Source organism: Streptomyces mayteni (assembly GCF_054783955.1).
In genome coordinates, this window is record NZ_BAAGPR010000060.1 from 1 (window position 1) to 16,822 (window position 16,822).

Sequence of the window (16,822 nt, forward strand, 5' to 3'; positions counted from 1 at the left end):
GGGCCACCGCACGCGGCTGGCGCGGCGGGCCGGGGCCGGAGGACGGCCGGGCGGCGCCCACCGGGCCCCGGCGCGCCGCCCCGAGCCTGCGCTGGCTCGACGGCGACGACGCCACCACGACCACCACGCCGCGCGGCGGGAAAGGGGACTGACGGATGGCCACGACACGCGAACGGGCGGACGCCTACGCCTACGACCACCTCCGCAGAAGCACCAGCGTCTTCCGCGGCGCGGACGAGGCCATCCTCGACCCCCGCCGCCGGCTGAACCGGGCGCTGGCCGGCGGAACGGCCATCGCCGTCCTGATCCTGGCCGGCTTCGGCGTCGTCGGCTGGCTCGGCGGCGGCCGGGGCCCGGCACTGCCCACGGCCGGCGCCGTCGTCGTCGGCGACGACGGGAACAGCTACGTCGTCAGCGACGGGACCGTGCACCCGGCGCTCAACCTCAGCTCGGCGCTGCTGGTCGGCGGCGGCCAGCTCACCAAGGTGCGGCAGACCACCCTCGACCAGGCGCCGCGAGGACTGCCCGTGGGCATCCCCGGTGCGCCCGACGCGCTGCCCGGCGCCGACCAACTCGTCGACGGCGACTGGACGTTGTGCGTCACACCGGCGGAGACCGAAGGGCCGCCCACCGCGACCGTGCTGTACGTGTCCGTGCCCGGCGTGGCGCCGGGCGACGGGGCGGCCGGCAGCACGGTGCTGGCGCGGACGGACGACGACGGTCTGTGGCTGCTCACCGAGGGCCGCAGGTACGCCCTGACCGAGACCGTGCGCGACCTGCTCGGCCTCCAGCGGGTGCGCCCCGTCCCGTTGCCTTCCGAGGTCGTCGAGACCGTGCCGGAGGGGCCGGAGATCGCCGTCCAGGAGTCCGGCGGCACCGGCCGCCCGCCCGAGGCCGAACTGCCGTTTCCCGCCGAGGTCGGGGACCTGGCCCACACCGGGGCCGGCGGCGCGGAGCCGCAGTACTACCTGGTGCGCCCGGACGGCCTGGTGTCCGTCTCGCCGCTGACGCACGCGCTGCTGGGGGCCACCGCCGCGGCGGACCACGAGCTCAGCGGCACCCAGGCGGCCGCCGCCCCGCGCTCCGCGGAGCCGTCACCCGGGAACGCGGCGTGGCCCGACGCCCTGCCCACGGCGGCGGAACCGGGGCGCGACCAGCCGGTGTGCGTGAGCACCCCGCCCGGCAGCCGGCCGGGCGACGCGCCCTGGCAGGCCACCGTCCACCTGCCCGAGGCGATGCCGGAGCCGCCCGGGCTCACGCCGGTCAGCCCGGCCAACGGCGACCCCCTCGGCCTCCTCGACGCCGTCTACCTGCCGTCCGGCGCCGGCGCCGTCGTGCTGGCCACCACCTCGGGGGGCGCCGCCGGCACCCACACGCTGATCACCGACGCCGGGATCGCCTACCCGTTCGTCTCCCCCGACGCGGTGCGACGGCTGCGCTACGCGCCCGAGGACGCGCCCTCGATGCCGCGCGCCTTCGTGGACCTGCTGCCCCGGGGGCCGGAACTCGACCCCGAGGAGGCGGCCCAGGAGCGACTCGTCCCGACCGCGAGCGAGGACGAGGACGACGATGCCGACGACGCCGCGGAGAGCGAAGGAGAGCCGACGCCATGAGGGTTCCCACCGCGTGGACACACTTCGGCCGGGCCCGGCTGGTGGCCGTGGAGAGCGGCCTCGCCCTGCTCGTCGCCGGGCTCGCGTTCACCGACCGCGGGGGCTGGGCCCCGGCCGCCGCCGGAGCCCTCCTCCTCACCGGGGCGCTGCTGCGGCGCCAGGGGGCCTTCGCCGACCGGCGGTTGCTCGACCGGCTGCGGAGCGACGCCTTCGCCCCCGCGACGCCCGCCACCCCCACGCCGTCCACGCCGTCCACGCCGCCCGAGTCGGGGGACGAGGAACCGCTCGGTCTCGCGCACACGCTGCTCCCCACGCTGGACGTCACCGAGGTCGCCGACCGCAACCTGCCCGCCGAAGCCCCGGACCTCGGCGTGCTGTCCGACGGGCGTGGCTGCGCCGCGGTCCTCGCGTTCCCCGCCGGCACGCTGCCTGGACTGCCCGCCGCCCCCGTCCGCGACTGGCTCGACAAGGACCCGGCGCGGCCGGCCGCCGCCCAGCTCGTGGTCGAGCAGTTCGGCCTGCCGCCCCTGGACTTCCAGCACGGGTACCGGCCCACCGTCGCCTACCGCCAACTGCCCGGCGGCCCGCGGCCCGTGGCCGTGCGCTCCTGGCTGGTGCTGCGCTGCGAGAGCTTCGGCGAGCCCGCCGCCGCCGAGCGGCGCAGCGGCGGCACGGCCGGCACGCGGGCGGCGACGGCCGCCGCCACCGCCCGCATCCGCGCCCGCCTCGCCTCGGCCGGCGCCCCCACCACCCCGTTGAGCGCCCCCGAACTCCGCGACCTGCTGCGCGGGACCGGAGACGCGGCCGGCGAGGGGCGGGCGCTGCGGACCAGTTGGGCGGGCATCGACTTCACCCACTGCTCCGTCGCCGTGCCGGTCGCCTCCCAGGAGGAGTGGTCGCGGCTGCTGAGCGGCCTGGCCGGCTGCGCGGCGGAGCGCGTGGTCGCCGCCGCCACCTTCACCAGGGACGGCTCGGCGCTGCGGGTCCTGACCGCGGTGCGGGTGGTCAGCGTGATGGCCCAGCACGCGGCGACCGAGCGCGAGCGCCTGCTGCGGGCCGGGGTCCTCCCCGACACCCCGACCGACCAGCGGGCCGGACTGCTGGCCACCCTGCCCGTCGCCCACCCCTTCCGCTCGCTGGTCGAGACGGCCGGTATCGGCTCCCCTGGAGTGCCACGATGAACCTCCGCGACCACCCGGAACCACCCACCACGCACTGGCGGGACGACGACACCGGGGCACCCTTCCGGCTCACCTGGGCCGACGCCGGCGTCCACCTGGGCACCAACCGCGACGGCCGGGTCGTCACGCTGCCCGCGGGACCGGCGCCGACCCGCATCGCGGTCCTCGGGGAGTCGCTGTTCGGCCGCCTCTTCGGCCTCCGGATGCTGGCCGTCGGCGCCCGGGTCACGGCGGCCACCCGCGTGCCCGACCAGTGGCGCCCGCTCGCGCGGGTGGCGGCCGACCGGCTGACGGTCGCGGACGGCGTGGCCGCCTGGCCGCCCGGCCCACCGCCCGCGCCGCCCGCTCAGGAGGGCGGCCCGCAGGCCCTCGTCTGCGACCTGCGCCGCCCGCCGTCCGCCGCGCTGGCGAACGCCCCCTGGCGAACGGTCCTGCACGTCACCAGGGACGCGCCCCGCCGCTCGTACTTCTGGTCGGCGCCCGACGCGCTGCTCGCCCTCGACGCCCGCTTCGCCGACACGACGGGCCGCCTCCTCGGTGAGGAGGCGGCCCGTCGGACCGCGAGTCTTTCCCCTGGCGAGATCATCCTCTTCCGCCCCACGGGCACGGAGATCCTCCGCCCCGACATCTCCCCGGCGGAGACGACCCTACTGACCCCGGGCCACGCGTGAGGACGCCGCCGAGAGCCGCCGGACGGCCCGCCGCGAGACCTGGTCCGGGTTTCCCCGGGCCGCGAGCTGCCAGGCGGCGGTGCCGCAGGCGGTGGCGAGGAAGGCGAGGACGAGCGCGGGCCGCCGCCACTGGTGCCAGGGGGCGGTGGGCTGGTCGGCGGGTTCCGGGGTGGGAGCTCGGTGCGGTGCCGGGTGGTGGGCCAGGGCGGCGACCGCGTTCCGGGCGAGGAGCCAGGAGCGCACGGTCTGTTCGTCACCGGTGCAGGCACGGACGAAGGCGGCGAGCAGTTCCTCGCTCGGCAGGGTGTGCCGGGAGAGCGCGCCGGCCAGCGTGCTGGACGGCAGGAAGTCCCCCGCGTCCCGGGCGCGGGCCGCGATCTGTCGGTAGGTCATGCCCGACTGGTCCTTCAACCGGTGCATCTGGCGGATCAGTTCGGCCGGAGTGGAGACGGCCTCGGGTCGCATGGTGCGGATGTCGGTCATCGGTCCTCCCGAGGACATGGAATGCCGGGGTCCCGGGGCACCGAGACCGTGGAGGGCCCGCGGTGCGCGGGCCGTCGGAGTCCGTCGCCTGTCCGCGACGGCCGCGGCCCAAGGAATCTGAACAGCCATGTCCTCAAATCCCCCCGTGAAGAGCCGTGTTCCCCCTCCAAGGTCCGCTCGCGACCTTGAGCTTTCCCTGTACCGACCTTGCACCGGGTGCCTGGACCTCCCGCCGGTCGCGGCCCGGCGGGAGGCCGCGTCCCTCAGAGCGGGGCCGAGTCCGTCAGGACGACGACGAGCCGGTCGCGCAGCTGGTCGGCGTTGGGGTGGCCGACGGTGTCCAGGATGGCGAGGGCCTCGTTCCAGGCCCGGAGCGCGGCCGGGGTGTCGCCGGCCGCCTTGTGGGTCTCGCCGAGCCGGGTGAGCGTCTCGGCCTCCCAGTACCGGTCGCCGACCTCCTGGTAGAGGTCGATGGCGTGCCGGTAGCAGTCGGCTGCCTCGGCGTGGTCGCCGTGCCACTGGTAGGCGCTGCCGAGGGTGTCCCAGGTGGCGGCCTCGCCGGTCCTGTCTCCGATGTCCCGCAGGATGGCCAGCGCCTGGCGGCACTGCTCGACGGCCCGCTCGTGGTCGCCGAGCCGCGTTCTCGACCAGGCCCCGGCGTTGAGGGCCCGTGCCTCGCCCACCACGTTGCCGCCGGCGCGGAACAGCGCCAGGGCCCGCTCGACGTTGTCGAGGGCCTCCCGGTGACGGTTCTGCTGGTCGAGCAGCCAGCCGAGGGAGAGGTGGGTGCGCGCCTGCTCGCCCTCGTCCCCGAGTTCGCGGAACAGGGCGAGGGCCAGGCGGCCGTGGTCCTCCGCGTTGGCGTGCCGCCCGAGCCGGGTCTCGATCCGGGTGAGGGCGCGGTGCGAGAGCGCCTGGCCGAGGACCTCGCCCGCCCGCTCGGCGGCCCGCAGCCCGGTGGTGACCGAGCTCAGCCATTCGTGGAGGTGGCCCTGGGCGGCGTGGAAGTGGGAGAGGACCCAGGTGAGCCGCCAGGTGTGGATGTCGAGCCCGGCCCTGGTGGTGGCGTCGATGAGGGTCAGGAGCACCGGGTGCTCGGTGGTGAGCCAGCCGAGACCCTCGGCGGCGCCGGCCGGGCGTTCTGGCACGACTCCCGGCTCGACAGGACCGAGGTCGATCCCCGACCGGTGTTCGTCAAGCTGGCCGACGGCCGCGCTCGCGGTGTGCGTGTAGTGGCTGACGACGCGGCGCAGCGCGGCGTCGCGTTCCCCGTCGCCCTGCCCGCCGCCTCGCCCGTCGCCTCGCCCGTCGCCTCGCCCGTCGCGTTCCGCGTCGTGGGCGGCGTCCTCGGCGAGTTCGACGGCGTAGGCGCGGATCAGGTCGTGGAGCGTGTAGCGGCCGGGTCGGTGTTCGGCGACCAGTTGGGCGCGGACCAGTTCCCCGAGCGCGGCCCGGGCCCGCGGGGCGGCGACCCCGGCGAGGCTGACCGCGGCCGACCGGCTGAGCTCCGGGCCCGGATGGACGCCGAGCAGCCGGAACATCCGGGCGGCGTCCCGGCTGAGCGTCCGGTGGGACGAGGAGAACACCGACCGCAGTCCCAGCGCGGTGCCCGCCAGGCCGAAGGCGTCGAGCCCGCCCTGGCCCTCCCGCAGCTCGTCGGCCAGCATGGTCAGGCTGAACTCGGTGTGGGTGGCCGCGCGGGCGGCGACGACGGCCAGCGCGAGCGGCAGTCCCGCGCAGGCGGCGACGATCGCGTCCGTCGCCCTGGGCTCGGCGGCCGTCCGGCGCTCGCCGAGCCGGCGGGTCAGCAGGGCGCGGGCGTCGTCGCCGCCGAGCACGGCCGGCGCGACCGGCAGGGCGCCGTCGGCCGCCACCAGCTCCGGCATCCGGTCCCGGCTGGTGACGAGCACCGCGCACGCGGCCGATCCGGGAAGCAGCGGGCGGACCTGGTCGGCGTCGCGGGCGTTGTCCAGGACGATCAACAGGCTCCGGTCGACGACGAGGCTCCGGTAGAGCCTGGTCTGGGCCTCGGGGTCGTCGGGCACCGCGTCGCTCGCCACACCGAGCGAGTCGAGGAAGCTCCGCACCGCCCCCTGGGGCGGGAGGGGCTCCTGGTGCGGTTCGAAGCCGCGGAGGTTGAGGTAGAGCTGCCCGTCGGGGAACCGCGCCGCGTTGTCGTGGGCCCACCGCAGGGCGAGCCAGGTCTTGCCGATGCCGCCGATACCGCTGAGCACGGCCACGCCGCCGCCGGTCAGCGTCTCCGTGAGCCGGACGAGTTCGCGCTGGCGGCCCACGAACTGGTCGGGCGCGGCGGGCAGTTGCCGCGGCAGCGGAGCGGGAGCCGGCTTCACGGCCGACGGCGGTGACGGCGGTGACGGCGGTGACGGTGTGACCAGCGGGACGGGGCGGTCGGCCGGCGGGTCGAGGTCCTGGCCGCCGTTGAGCATCCGCTGGTGGAGATCGCGGAGGTCGGGGCCCGGGTCGATGCCCAGTTCTTCGGCGAGGTGCTGCCGGGTCCGGTGGAACTGGTCGAGGGCGTCGGCCGAGCGGCCGCACCGGTAGAGCGCGAGCATCAACTGGCCGGCCACGCGCTCGTCGAAGGGGTGCTCGGCCGCCCTGGTGGTCAGCGTGGTCAGGAACTCGGTGTGGCGGCCGGCTCCGAGCATCGCGTCGGCGTGGTCGAGCTCCGCGGCCCACCGCTCCGCCTCGAGTAACTCGCGGACGCCGTCGAGCCAGGGGGAGCTGAGGCCGGCCAGCGGCTCGCCCCGCCACAGCCCGAGACCCTCCTCCAGCAGCGCCAGCGCGGCCCGGCCTTCGGCGGCCGCCCTGGCCCTGGCGGTCAGGCCGCGGAAGCGGTGGAGATCGACCGCGTCCTCGTCGACGGCGAGCAGATAGCCGGCGGTCGTCCTGGTGAGCCGGCCGCCGTCCGGGCCCAACATGCCGCGCAGTCTGGAGAGATAGGCGTAGAGCGTGTCCCTGGCCCGACGCGGCGGGACGTCGCCCCACACGCGGTGCAGCAGTTGGTCGGTCGACACCGGGCGGCCGAGGTCGGTCAGCAGCGCCGCGAGCACACTCTGCTGCCGGGCGTGACCCAGCGGCATGAGCCGGCCTTCGACGTGTGCCTCCAGCGGACCCAACAGCCAGAACGTCACCATGCCCCGTGTTTCCCCTCCGTGCCGTTCCACCCGCGGCGGAACGTGTTCGGACCCAGCACATCACTGATCTGACCTGCCGCATCAAGGTTTCCGCAAGGTCGCGGTCGGCGGGTGTGCGGGGCCGGGGGCCCGCGGCCGCCCTCTCCCAGCAACTCGCCGTCCTGCGCCGGGCGAACCTGGTCACCACCCGCCGCGAGGGCTCCGCAGTCCACTACCGGCTCGCCAACGACGAGCTGGCCGAACTCCTGCGCGTGGCCCGCGGCATCCTCACCGGCGTCCTCCAGAGCCAGGCCGAACTGCTGGCCGGCCTGCGCGCCGCCCCCCAGTAGCGGGCGGTCACCCGGGCCGCGCCGCCGGTGCGGTCATCGCCCGCGGGCGGCGCGTTGGCGGGTCATGGCGTGCATCAGGTGTTCCAGCGGGCCGCGGCCCAGGAAACGACGCCAGAGGAGGGCCACGGCCGCGGTGACGACCACGAAGCCGGCCAACACGGGCAGCCTGCGGTCCAGTTGCTCCATGCCCAGGAACTCGATGGCCAGCAGATGGCCCACGTAGGCGCTCAGCGACATGCCGCCCACCGCGATCAGCGGCGCGGCCGCCCGGTGGGCGGCCGGCCAGCGGTCGAGGGCGGTCAACGCGGCGGCGATCACGGAGATCGCGACCCCGGCGTTGCCCAGCGTCGCGAAGGTGGTCTCGGTGTGCGGGGCGCCGACCAGCAGCCAGGCCGGGTCGTCCGTGACGACGGTGATCTCGGCCTCTGACCACCAGGCGCTCGGCGCGCCGCTGATCCACACGACGTAGGGGAAGAGCTGGAGCGCCAGCCACGAGCCGCCGTAGCCGAGCAGCGCGAGCGCGGGACCGACCACCAGGAGCCTGGCACGCACCGCCGCGGCGGTGAGGTCGAGCCGGCCGAGTGCCATGCCCACGAGGAAGAACGGCAGCCAGGCCGGCACCGGGTAGTTGCCGGTGATCAGCAGGTCGACGACGCCGTCACCGCCCAGCCGGCTGGCCGGGTCGTGCGCGTACACGGCGCGCGCCCAGCCGGCGAGCCCGCCGGTCTCCTCGTACGTCAGGCCACGGAGCAGGTAGAGGAGTTGCGGGCCCACCAGCGCCGAGCCGGCGGCGATCGGTACGAGGGTCCTGGCGGGCAGCCGGGTGAGCGGCAGGGCCAGCAGCAGGCAGAGCCCGTAGTAGGGGAGGATGACCGCTATCGGTGTTCCCATCCTCGTCAGCAGGGTGCCGGCGACGATCAGCACGCCGGCGCGGATCGCGATCCTGACCAGCGCCCGCACCCGCTCCCCACCGACTTTCGGGGTGGGGCGACCGGCGAGGTACGCCAGGGTTATCCCCGCCAGCACGGCGAACAGCGCGGAGGAACGACCCCGGGTCAGCTCGGCGAAGAAGGCCGAGGCGCCGCCGAACGCCGGGTCGGGGGCGAGGTGCGCGGTGAACATCCCGAAGACCGCGAGCCCCCGGGCCAGATCGAGCCCGACGAGCCGGACCGTGGACGGCGGCCCGACCGGCCCCCTCGCCGTCTCGGCCGTCTCGGCCGTCTCGAGATTCCCGGTCATGCCCCCAGTATCCGCGTCCGCACCACCCACGACAGCGTCAACTCGGGCGTCGGGCGGGGGACATGGCACCGGAGGCCGCGGGCGGCGCGGCGTTGGGGCGGTGGCGTCTGGACACGGCGAGGAGTTCGGCGGCCGGGCCGGCCAGCGGGCGTTCCGCCGCCCAGACGGCGCGCAGCACCCGGCGCAGTTCGAGGCCCTCGACCTCGACCGCCACCAGGCGGCGGTCACCGAGATCGGTGCGGACGGCGAGCTCGCTGATCACCGCAGGTCCCGTGCCGGCGATCACGGCGTTGCGCACGGCCGTCGCCGAACCCAGCTCCAGCAGGGGCCTGGGCTCGGCCGCGCCCGCTCGGCGCAGCGCCTCGTCGAGGGTCTCGCGGGTGCCGGAGCCGCGCTCCCGCAACACCAGCGGCGCCGCGGCGAGTTCGGCGACGCTCAGCGGGCGCCGGCGCCGCGCCCAGGGGTGGTCGGGCGCGACGACCACGAGCAGCCGGTCGTGGGCGACCCGCCGGGTGGGCAGCCCGGCCGGGGCCCGCGGCGACTCGACGAAGCCGAGATCCACCACGCCCTCGCGCAGCAGCTCCGGGACGTGCTCGCTGTTGGTCACCTGGAGCCCCACGTACAACTCGGGCCGCAACCGCCGCAGTTCGCCGAGCCACCCCGGCACCAGGTACTCGGCCACCGTCATGCTCGCCGCGACCCGCAGCTCGGCGTCCCGCTTGGTGCGCAGCGCCTCAGCGCCGGTGAGCAGGGCGTCCAGGTCCTGGAGCACCTGCTGGGCCCAGCCCGCCACCGCCCGACCGGCGTCGGTGAGCCGGGATCCGCGCCGCGACCTCTCCACCAGCACCAGGCCCAGCCGGCGCTCCAGGGTGGACAGCCGCTTGCTGGCCGACGGCTGCGTGAGGCCGAGCCGCGCCGCCGCCCCGCTCAGGCTCCCCACGTCTCCGACGAGGACCAGCAGGCGCAGCGATTCCAGGTCGGGCAGCTGGCTCATCACCCCAGGGTAGGGCCGCCGGTCATGCCGCGGGGGAATGACATCCCACCGAATCGACCGCTACCGCGCCCCGCGCCGCGCGAAGACGATCAGGACATGAGCGGTGCGGGACTCCTCGTCGGGCGGCGGCTCCCGGAGCTGGCCCCCGGGCTGTTCGCGGTGTCCCTCGGCACGGCCGCCGCGTTCTGCCTCAACGCGCTGCTGCCCGCGGTCAGCGCGCTCACGGTCGCGGTGGTGCTCGGGGTCGCCGTCGGCGGCCGCCTGCCGGCGCGGACCAGGGAGGGTCTCGCCTGGGCGACGCGGCGGCTGCTGCGGCTCGGCGTGGTGCTCCTCGGCCTCCAACTCGGGCTCGGCGAGGTCGTCGGGCTCGGCGCCGGCCGGGTCCTGGCGGTCGTGGTCACCGTGCTGGTGGCCTTCTTCGGCACGCTGCTGCTCGGCCGGCTGATCGGGGTGTCGCGGGGGCTCGCGCTGCTGGTGGCGACCGGATTCTCCATCTGCGGGGCGTCGGCGATCGCGGCGATGGACAGCGTCACCGAGAACGACAGGGAGGACGTGGCGACCGCCGTCACCCTCGTCACGCTCTACGGAAGCGCCGCGATCGCGCTCGTGCCGTTCTTCGGCCAGGCGCTGGGCATGACCCCCGAGCACCTCGGGGCCTGGGCCGGGCTCTCCGTCCACGAGGTCGCCCAGGTCGTCGCGGCCGCCTCGCCGGCCGGCGCCGGGGCGGTCGCCCTCGCCGTCGTCGTCAAGCTGACCAGGGTCGTGCTGCTCGCCCCGATGGTCGCCGGCGTCAGCGTCGTGTGGCGCCGACGATGCGCGGCGGCCGGGACGGGGAAGCGGCCGGCGCTCGTCCCGCTGTTCGTCGTCGGCTTCCTGGCGATGATGCTGGTGCGCAGCGGCGGACTCGTCCCCTCGACCGTGCTGTCCGGCGCCGAGGTCGTCACCACGCTGCTCTTCGCCGCCGCGCTCTTCGGCCTCGGCAGCGGCGTCAGGATCGGCGCGCTGTTCCGCGCCGGCCGGCGCGGTCTCGCGCTGGGGGCGCTGTCCACGCTGCTGGTCGCGGCCGTGGGGTACGGCGCGCTGGCCGCCGTCGGCGGCTGAGGGCGGGGCGGCCCCGGCGGCGACCTGACGGCCGCCGCCGGGGCCCGCCGGTCAGCAGCAGGTGTGCGAGGCGTGCTCCTCGCGGTGCCACCAGTAGCGGTCGTGGGCGGGGGACTGGGGGACGTCGGGCAGGGTCGCGTGGGTGACGGTGGCGGCGGACGCGGTGCGGGCCGCCGTCGTGGCGGTGGCCAGCTCGTCGACCTGGTGCACGGTGCCGCCCAGCACGACCTGGCGGACGGCGGCGGCCGCCGCGATGTCGGTGAGCGGGTCGCCCTCGACCAGCGCCAGGTCGGCGAGCTTGCCAGGCTCGACGGTGCCGAGGTCGCGGCTGACGCCCAGGGTGCGGGCGCCCTCGACGGTGGCCGAGCGCAGCGCCTGGTACGGGCTCACCCCGTACCGCACCATGGCCTGCAGGTTCAGGTGGTAGTAGACGGCCGGCGGGACGAGCGGCGAGTCCGTGCCGACGGCGACCCGGCCGCCGCCGTCGAGCAGCCGGCGGATCGTCTCCACGTGCCGGCGGACGAACTCGGTCTCGGCCACCGGCTCCCTGGCCAGCGCGGCCTCGACGCCCTCGGCGAACTCCGCGTACTCGGCGGGGGAGAGCAGCGCCGTGAGGCGGGGGTCGTTCACCGCCCACTGGGCGTACCGGTAGAGCGCGCCCCGCACCGAGGGCAGCCCGAGCCCCGAGAGACCGAGGGTCGGGGTGACGGACATCCCGGAGGCGGCCAGCGGTCCCGTCACGTCCTGGTAGGTGTGGCCGAGGTGGGTCTCCTTCTGGCGGCGCCCGTAGCGGCTGGTGCCGCCGAGGTGCTCCACGCCGTCCCCGCCGAGGGCGAGCGGCCCGAACAGGTAGTGCGAGGTGGCGGGCAGGCCCAGGCGGTGGGCGCCCTCGATGGCCTGGCGTTGCAACTCGTAGGGCAGCCGCACGTACACCTTGACCAGGTCGTGGCCGAGCGCCTCCGCCTTGTCGAGCTCGCGCCGCAGTTCGGCGCGGCTGGTGATCGGGCGCCCCGAGGAGTAGTAGACCCGGGAGCCGTCGACCAGGTCGCCGGCCGAGAACACCCGGGGCCCGGTACGGCGTCCCGAGTCGACGGTCTCCTTGGCCTCGACGGCGTGGTAGTGCGCCGTGCCAGGGGAGCGCACGGCGGTGACGCCGAAGGACAGCCAGAGCCGGCTCGTGGCGTCGCGCTCCCACGGCCCGTGTTCGTGGACGGCGATCAGCCCCGGCATGGCGGTGAGGTGGGAGGCGTCCACGATCCGGTCGCCCGGCCTGGTGCGGCCGCGGCCGCGCGGGGAGACGTCGGCGATCCGGTTGCCCTCGATGGTGATGTCCACGTCGCGGCGCGACGTGGCCTCGGTGCCGTCCCACAGGGCGCCGGCCCGGATCACGGTGCGCCCCGACGGTTTGGCCGCCCGCCACGAGAGACGCAGCGGGACGGCGCGCGCCCGGCCGCCGCCGGCGGCGTCGGCGAGCCGCAGCCGGCCGTCGGAAAGGTAGAGCAGCGAGCGGGAGTCGCCGCTCCAGCTCGGCGCGTCCGCGGTCTCCCCGTTGAGCTCGCGGGGATCGCCGGTCGGCCGTCCCGCGGCGTCGGCCGCGCTGATCCGGAGCGTGCCGCCGACGACGTAGGCGACCTGCCGGCCGTCGGGCGAGTGGACGGGCCCGGCGTCGACGCGGTTGCCGAGCGAAGCGCCGGGCACCGGCTCGCTGTAGTGCGCCTCGCCGGTGGCGAGTTCGACGGTGAGGATGTGGTTGCGGCCCTCGCGGAAGCGCGGCGTGACGGGCACCAGGACGGCGGCGGACAGGTGCCGGCCGTCGGCCGAGAAGCTGGGCCGGCCAGGGGAGTTGAGGGGGCCGGCGACCTTGCGGACGGCTCCGCCCTCGACGTCGACCGTGTACAGGGTGCCGGAGTCGCCGACGAACGCCACCGACGAGCCGTCCGGGTGGAACGTGGGGGAGCCGGCGCTGCCGCCGAGGGCCGTGAGCTGGCGTCGGCTGTCGCTCGCGGTGTCGTACAGCCACAGCTCCACGGCGTCGCCTGCGCGGTCGCTGGCGTACACCAGGGCGGTGCCGTCCGGGGACCAGGCGGGCGAGGTGTTGTGGTGCCCGTCGGCCACCACGGCCCGCGGGGTGTCGCCGCGGCGCATGATCCACAGGTCGCCGAGGGCGGCGAAGGCGACCCGGCTGCCGTCGGGCGAGAGCGCCGGGCTGACGACACCCCTGACCTGGCGCGGGTTGGTGCGGTCGAAGTCCCGGGCGGTGGGCCGCTCCGCGACGCGGGGCAGGGTGAGCCGGGCGGTGAACGCGACGTCCTCGACCGCGCCGCCGAGGGTGCGGCGCCGCGGCTTTCCGTCGGCGGTGTAGAGGAGTCGGTCGTCCGAGATCCAGCGGGCGGGGAAGGGGAAGACGTCCTCGCCCTCGTCGCTGACGGTCTCGCCGTCGACGACCAGGGCGGTGCCGGCCGAGGTGAGGTGGACATAGGCCAGGCCGCCGGCTTCCGGGGAGTCGGCGGAGAAGGCCGGTGCGAGGGAGGGGCCGGCGAGGAAGCCGTCGGGGACGGTGGCCAGGGTGCGGCGCCGGCCGGCGGAGTCGACCAGCTCGATCGCCCGCGGCGCGCTGCCGGTGCCCGAGGTGAAGGCGATCGCGGAGCCGTCCGGGGTCCAGACCGGCTGGCCCTCCTGGGCCGTTCCCTCGGTCCAGACCTCGCTCTCGCCGCCGTCCGCCGGCAGGACGTGGACGGCGTAGCGGCCGCCGGTCTCGACCGCGCAGGCTATCCGGGTGCCGTCCGGGGAGAACCGGGGTTCGCGGTGGTCGGCCGCTCCGCTGGTCAGCCGGCGCAGCCCGGTGCCGTCCGTGTCGACGAGCCAGAGGTGGAAGTTGCCCTCGGTGTAGGAGACGAAGACGATCCGGCGGCCGTCGGGCGAGAAGTCCGGCTCGGTCGCCTCCTGTTCGACGCCGGTGAGGCGGGTCGCCTCGCCGCCGGAGGCCGGCACGGTCCAGAGGAGGTTGAGCAGGTCGAAGGCGATGGTCCGGCCGTCCGGGGAGACGGCGGCCGAGGCGTTGGTCATCTCGGTGACGGTGACCCGCTCCTCCCGGGAGCGGTTCCGTCCCTCCTGGGTGGCCGCCGCGGCCGGCGTCTCGAACGCCGCCGCCCCGCCGCCCAGCAGGAGGGCTCCGGCCGCGGCCTGCCCGCCACGCTTGGTGAAGGTCCTTCGGGTGATCTCCAAGACCCCTACCTCCTAGATCAGTTGCATCCGGGAGACCGTAGGGCGTTTTTCGGCCACGTGGGTATATGCGTTCGGAAATTGCCACGGGAAAGTAACGTGCGGCACACGAGGCCCACCGGGCCCCGTGGGGGCCCGGTGGGCGAGGGGTGGGGATCAACGCCCCACGGCTCAGGTGAAGTTCACGTCGCTGCAGATGAAGTAGGTCTGGTCCAGGTGCGATGCCTGCCAGATCGTGTAGACGATGTGGTGGCCGCTGCGGCCCGGGGCGCTGACGTCGAAGGTGATGTCCTGGGCCGGCGGGTAGCTGCCGGTCGTCGCCACCCGTTCCAGGTCACCCCAGCCCAGGGCGTCCGTGGTGGGGTCGAAGCCCTGCCGGGTGACGTACACCTCGAAGAAGTCGGCGCCGTGGCTGGCCGTGTCGTACAGGTGGACGCTGAAGTTGTTGCCGACGTCCGTCGTGGTCCAGGCGCCCGGCCGGTCGAGCGAGGTGGCGAGGCCACCCTGGGCGTCGTTGGCGCTGCACAGCTTCCCGTCGGGGATCGCGGGCTGCCAGTTTCCGGCCAGGTTCTCCCGGTACAGGCTCATCCAGTTCCACATGGTGTTCGGGTTGGCCTGGAAGGCCTGCCAGCACATGGGGTCTTCCTGCGCCATGGCCGGATTCAGGTGGTCGTTGCCCCAGCGCTCCCAACAGCCGTAGCTGCGGGACGCGGGGTCCACGATCGAGCCGTGCGCGCTGGCCGACTCGGTCCAGGGGCCGATGAACAGCGCGAGCAGGGCGACGATGCCGGCCAGCACCGTCGAGACCACCCGCGGCGTTCGGCGGCGTGTGGGGGTGTCTGCGTACATTGCGCGGTCTCCGTCTTCCGGAAGGGTGTGGGGGGTCAGGGTTTTCCGGTGCGGGAGCGCTCCCAATCCCGGGACCGTAGCCGAGGAAACACCGGCGAAACAGTCCCCTTCTCCGCCAACTTCGGCCCCCGGCCCCCGGGTCGGGGCGGAGGGGCCTGGCGGCGGTGGGCCGTGGCGGCGGTGTTCCCGTCGGCCGTCGGGACGCCTACATTCTGTGCCATGTCGACCAAACCTGGATTACCTGGATTACCTGGATTACCCTCGCGGCGCGGGGTGTTGCGCGCCGCCGCCGCTGCCGGGGCGGTGGGGCTGGCCGGTGGGCGGGCCTTCGCGGACGGTGCCGCGCCCGAGCTGCCCGCCGGGCTGACCGCGCACCGGCTGCCGTATGTCAACTGGGCCGGCGAGATCGCCCATCCCGGGCTGTGGACCTGCGCGCCGCGCACCGCCGCCGAGGTCGTCGAACTCGCCAACTGGGCGCGCGCCGAGGGCTGGCGGCTGCGGCCGCGGGGGAAGGCGCACACCTGGTCGCCGCTGACCATCACGCCCGACACCGCCCCGGAGGCCCGGGTGTTGCTGGTCGACACGACGGCGCACCTGACGGCGATGGAGCTGGTGGCCCCGCCGCCCGGCGCGCCGGGGGCGGTCAGGGCGGGGACCGGGGTGACGCTGGAGACCCTGATGGGGTTCCTCGCCGAGCACGGTCTCGGCGTGACCAACACCCCCGCGCCCGGCGAGTTGACGCTCGGCGGCACGCTCGCCATCGACGCGCACGGCACGAGCGTCCCGGCGGACGGCGAGACGCCGCGGCCTGGCCACACCTACGGCACGCTCAGCAACCTCGTGCTGGCCGTGACCGCCGTGGTGTGGGACGAGGCGAGCGGGGCGTACGTGCTGCGCACCTTCGAGCGCGGCACCGATCCCGAGTGCGACGCGCTCGCCGCCCACCTGGGGCGGAGCTTCGTGGTCGAGGCGGTGCTCCAGGCCGGCGAGGAGAGCGCGATGCGGTGCGTCAGCCGGGTCGACGTCCCGGTCGACGAGCTGTTCGCCGCGCCCGGCAGCCAGGCGGCGGCCGGCGGGCGGACGTTCGCGGACTTCCTGGCGGCCGGCGGGCGGGTGGAGACCATCTGGTTCGCGTTCACCGACCGGCCCTGGCTGAAGGTGTGGAGCCTCAGCCCGCAGCGGCCGGCGACCTCGCGTCCGGTGCTCGGGCCCTACAACTACCCGTTCTCGGACTCGGTGCCCACCCCCGTGTCGCGGCTCGCCGGGCGGCTGGTGGCCGAGGGCGCCTGGTATCTCGCGCCGACGCTCGGCGCGTTGCAGTACACCGTCGCGGCGACCGGCCTCACGGCCACGCTCGCCGGCGACCTGTGGGGCGCCTCGCACCACCTGATGTTCTATCTGCGGCCGACGACCCTGCGGGAGACGGCCAACGGGTACGCCATCCTCACCCGGCGGTCCGACGTGCAGCGGGTGATCGCGGAGTTCGCCGGCTTCTACCGGGAGCGCCTCGAAGCCTGGGCGGCGGCCGGGCGGTTCCCGGTGAACGGGCAGGTCGAGATCCGGGTCGGCGGCCTCGACCAGCCGGCCGACGTGGCCGTGCCGGGCGCGCGGCCGCCGCTGCTCTCGGTGGTGCGGCCGCACCCGGACCACCCGGAGTTCGACTGCGCGGTGTGGGTGGACGTGCTGACGCTGCCCGGCACCCCCGGCGCGGCCGAGTTCTACCGGGAGTTGGAGCGGTTCTGCCTCGCGACGTTCGACGGCGGCCACGCGCTGACCCGCGTCGAGTGGTCGAAGGGCTGGGCCTACACGGAGACCGCCGCCTGGGCGGACCGGGAGGTCATCGGGACCGCGGTGCCTGGCTCGTACGGCGCGGGCCAGTGGGCCGAGGGCACCGAGACGCTGCGCCGGCTCGACCCGCACGGCGTCTTCGGCAACGCGTTCCTCGACGACCTGACGACCTGACGACCTGACGGCTCCCCGCGGCT

The 16,822-nt window shown here is 75.5% G+C and carries 11 protein-coding genes and 1 pseudogene; 6 read left to right on the forward strand and 6 right to left on the reverse strand.

From position 1 onward, the window contains the following. The first annotated feature begins 155 nt into the window (after positions 1-155). The 3 genes from eccB to ACYVPE_RS24115 are packed head-to-tail and all read left to right on the forward strand — an operon-like array spanning position 156 to position 3,465. A complete protein-coding gene (eccB, locus tag ACYVPE_RS24105) occupies positions 156-1,613 on the forward strand; it encodes a type VII secretion protein EccB (RefSeq protein WP_461035781.1) in 1,458 nt (485 codons plus the stop codon). Further along, on the forward strand, positions 1,610-2,794 hold the full coding sequence (locus ACYVPE_RS24110) for a type VII secretion protein EccE (RefSeq protein WP_461035782.1): 1,185 nt from the start codon (positions 1,610-1,612) through the stop codon (positions 2,792-2,794). The genes eccB and ACYVPE_RS24110 overlap by 4 nt, the downstream gene beginning before the upstream one ends. Next, positions 2,791-3,465 carry a hypothetical protein gene (locus tag ACYVPE_RS24115; RefSeq protein ID WP_461035783.1) on the forward strand — a complete coding sequence of 225 codons (675 nt, stop codon included), beginning with the start codon at positions 2,791-2,793 and terminating at the stop codon, positions 3,463-3,465. The genes ACYVPE_RS24110 and ACYVPE_RS24115 overlap by 4 nt, the downstream gene beginning before the upstream one ends. Here ACYVPE_RS24115 and ACYVPE_RS24120 read toward each other — a convergent pair. Continuing rightward, positions 3,442-3,948, reverse strand: coding sequence for a hypothetical protein (locus tag ACYVPE_RS24120; protein ID WP_461035784.1), 507 nt, complete (start codon positions 3,946-3,948; stop codon positions 3,442-3,444). The two genes, ACYVPE_RS24115 and ACYVPE_RS24120, sit on opposite strands and share 24 nt — an antisense overlap. Positions 3,949-4,211: 263 nt before the next feature. Next, positions 4,212-7,103, reverse strand: coding sequence for an AfsR/SARP family transcriptional regulator (locus tag ACYVPE_RS24125; protein WP_461035785.1), 2,892 nt, complete (start codon positions 7,101-7,103; stop codon positions 4,212-4,214). Positions 7,104-7,237: 134 nt separating this feature from the next. Between ACYVPE_RS24125 and ACYVPE_RS24130 the strand changes: the two are divergent. Beyond that, positions 7,238-7,432: pseudogene (locus ACYVPE_RS24130) on the forward strand (transcriptional regulator); the annotation flags it as partial. A gap of 33 nt (positions 7,433-7,465) precedes the next feature. On the opposite strand, the gene ACYVPE_RS24135 reads toward ACYVPE_RS24130, so the two are convergent. Beyond that, positions 7,466-8,671, reverse strand: a complete 1,206-nt coding sequence (locus ACYVPE_RS24135) for a heparan-alpha-glucosaminide N-acetyltransferase domain-containing protein (RefSeq protein ID WP_461035786.1) — start codon at positions 8,669-8,671, stop codon at positions 7,466-7,468. 37 nt (positions 8,672-8,708) lie between these two features. Beyond that, positions 8,709-9,665, reverse strand: coding sequence for a LysR family transcriptional regulator (locus ACYVPE_RS24140; RefSeq protein WP_461035787.1), 957 nt, complete (start codon positions 9,663-9,665; stop codon positions 8,709-8,711). Between the two features lie 96 nt (positions 9,666-9,761). Between ACYVPE_RS24140 and ACYVPE_RS24145 the strand changes: the two genes are divergently transcribed. Continuing rightward, a complete protein-coding gene (locus ACYVPE_RS24145) occupies positions 9,762-10,766 on the forward strand; it encodes a YeiH family protein (RefSeq protein WP_461035788.1) in 1,005 nt (334 codons plus the stop codon). Positions 10,767-10,817: 51 nt separating this feature from the next. On the opposite strand, the gene ACYVPE_RS24150 is transcribed toward ACYVPE_RS24145, so the two are convergent. Next, positions 10,818-13,991 (reverse strand): amidohydrolase family protein, encoded by a 3,174-nt coding sequence (locus tag ACYVPE_RS24150; RefSeq protein ID WP_461035789.1) that lies wholly within the window; start codon positions 13,989-13,991, stop codon positions 10,818-10,820. A 168-nt stretch (positions 13,992-14,159) separates the two neighbouring features. After that, complete coding sequence (locus ACYVPE_RS24155; RefSeq protein WP_461035790.1) at positions 14,160-14,837, reverse strand: lytic polysaccharide monooxygenase auxiliary activity family 9 protein; 678 nt, start codon at positions 14,835-14,837, stop codon at positions 14,160-14,162. Between the two features lie 219 nt (positions 14,838-15,056). Here ACYVPE_RS24155 and ACYVPE_RS24160 point away from each other — a divergent pair, with 219 nt between their 5' ends. Then, positions 15,057-16,799 (forward strand): cholesterol oxidase substrate-binding domain-containing protein, encoded by a 1,743-nt coding sequence (locus ACYVPE_RS24160; protein ID WP_461035791.1) that lies wholly within the window; start codon positions 15,057-15,059, stop codon positions 16,797-16,799. Positions 16,800-16,822: the final 23 nt, after the last annotated feature.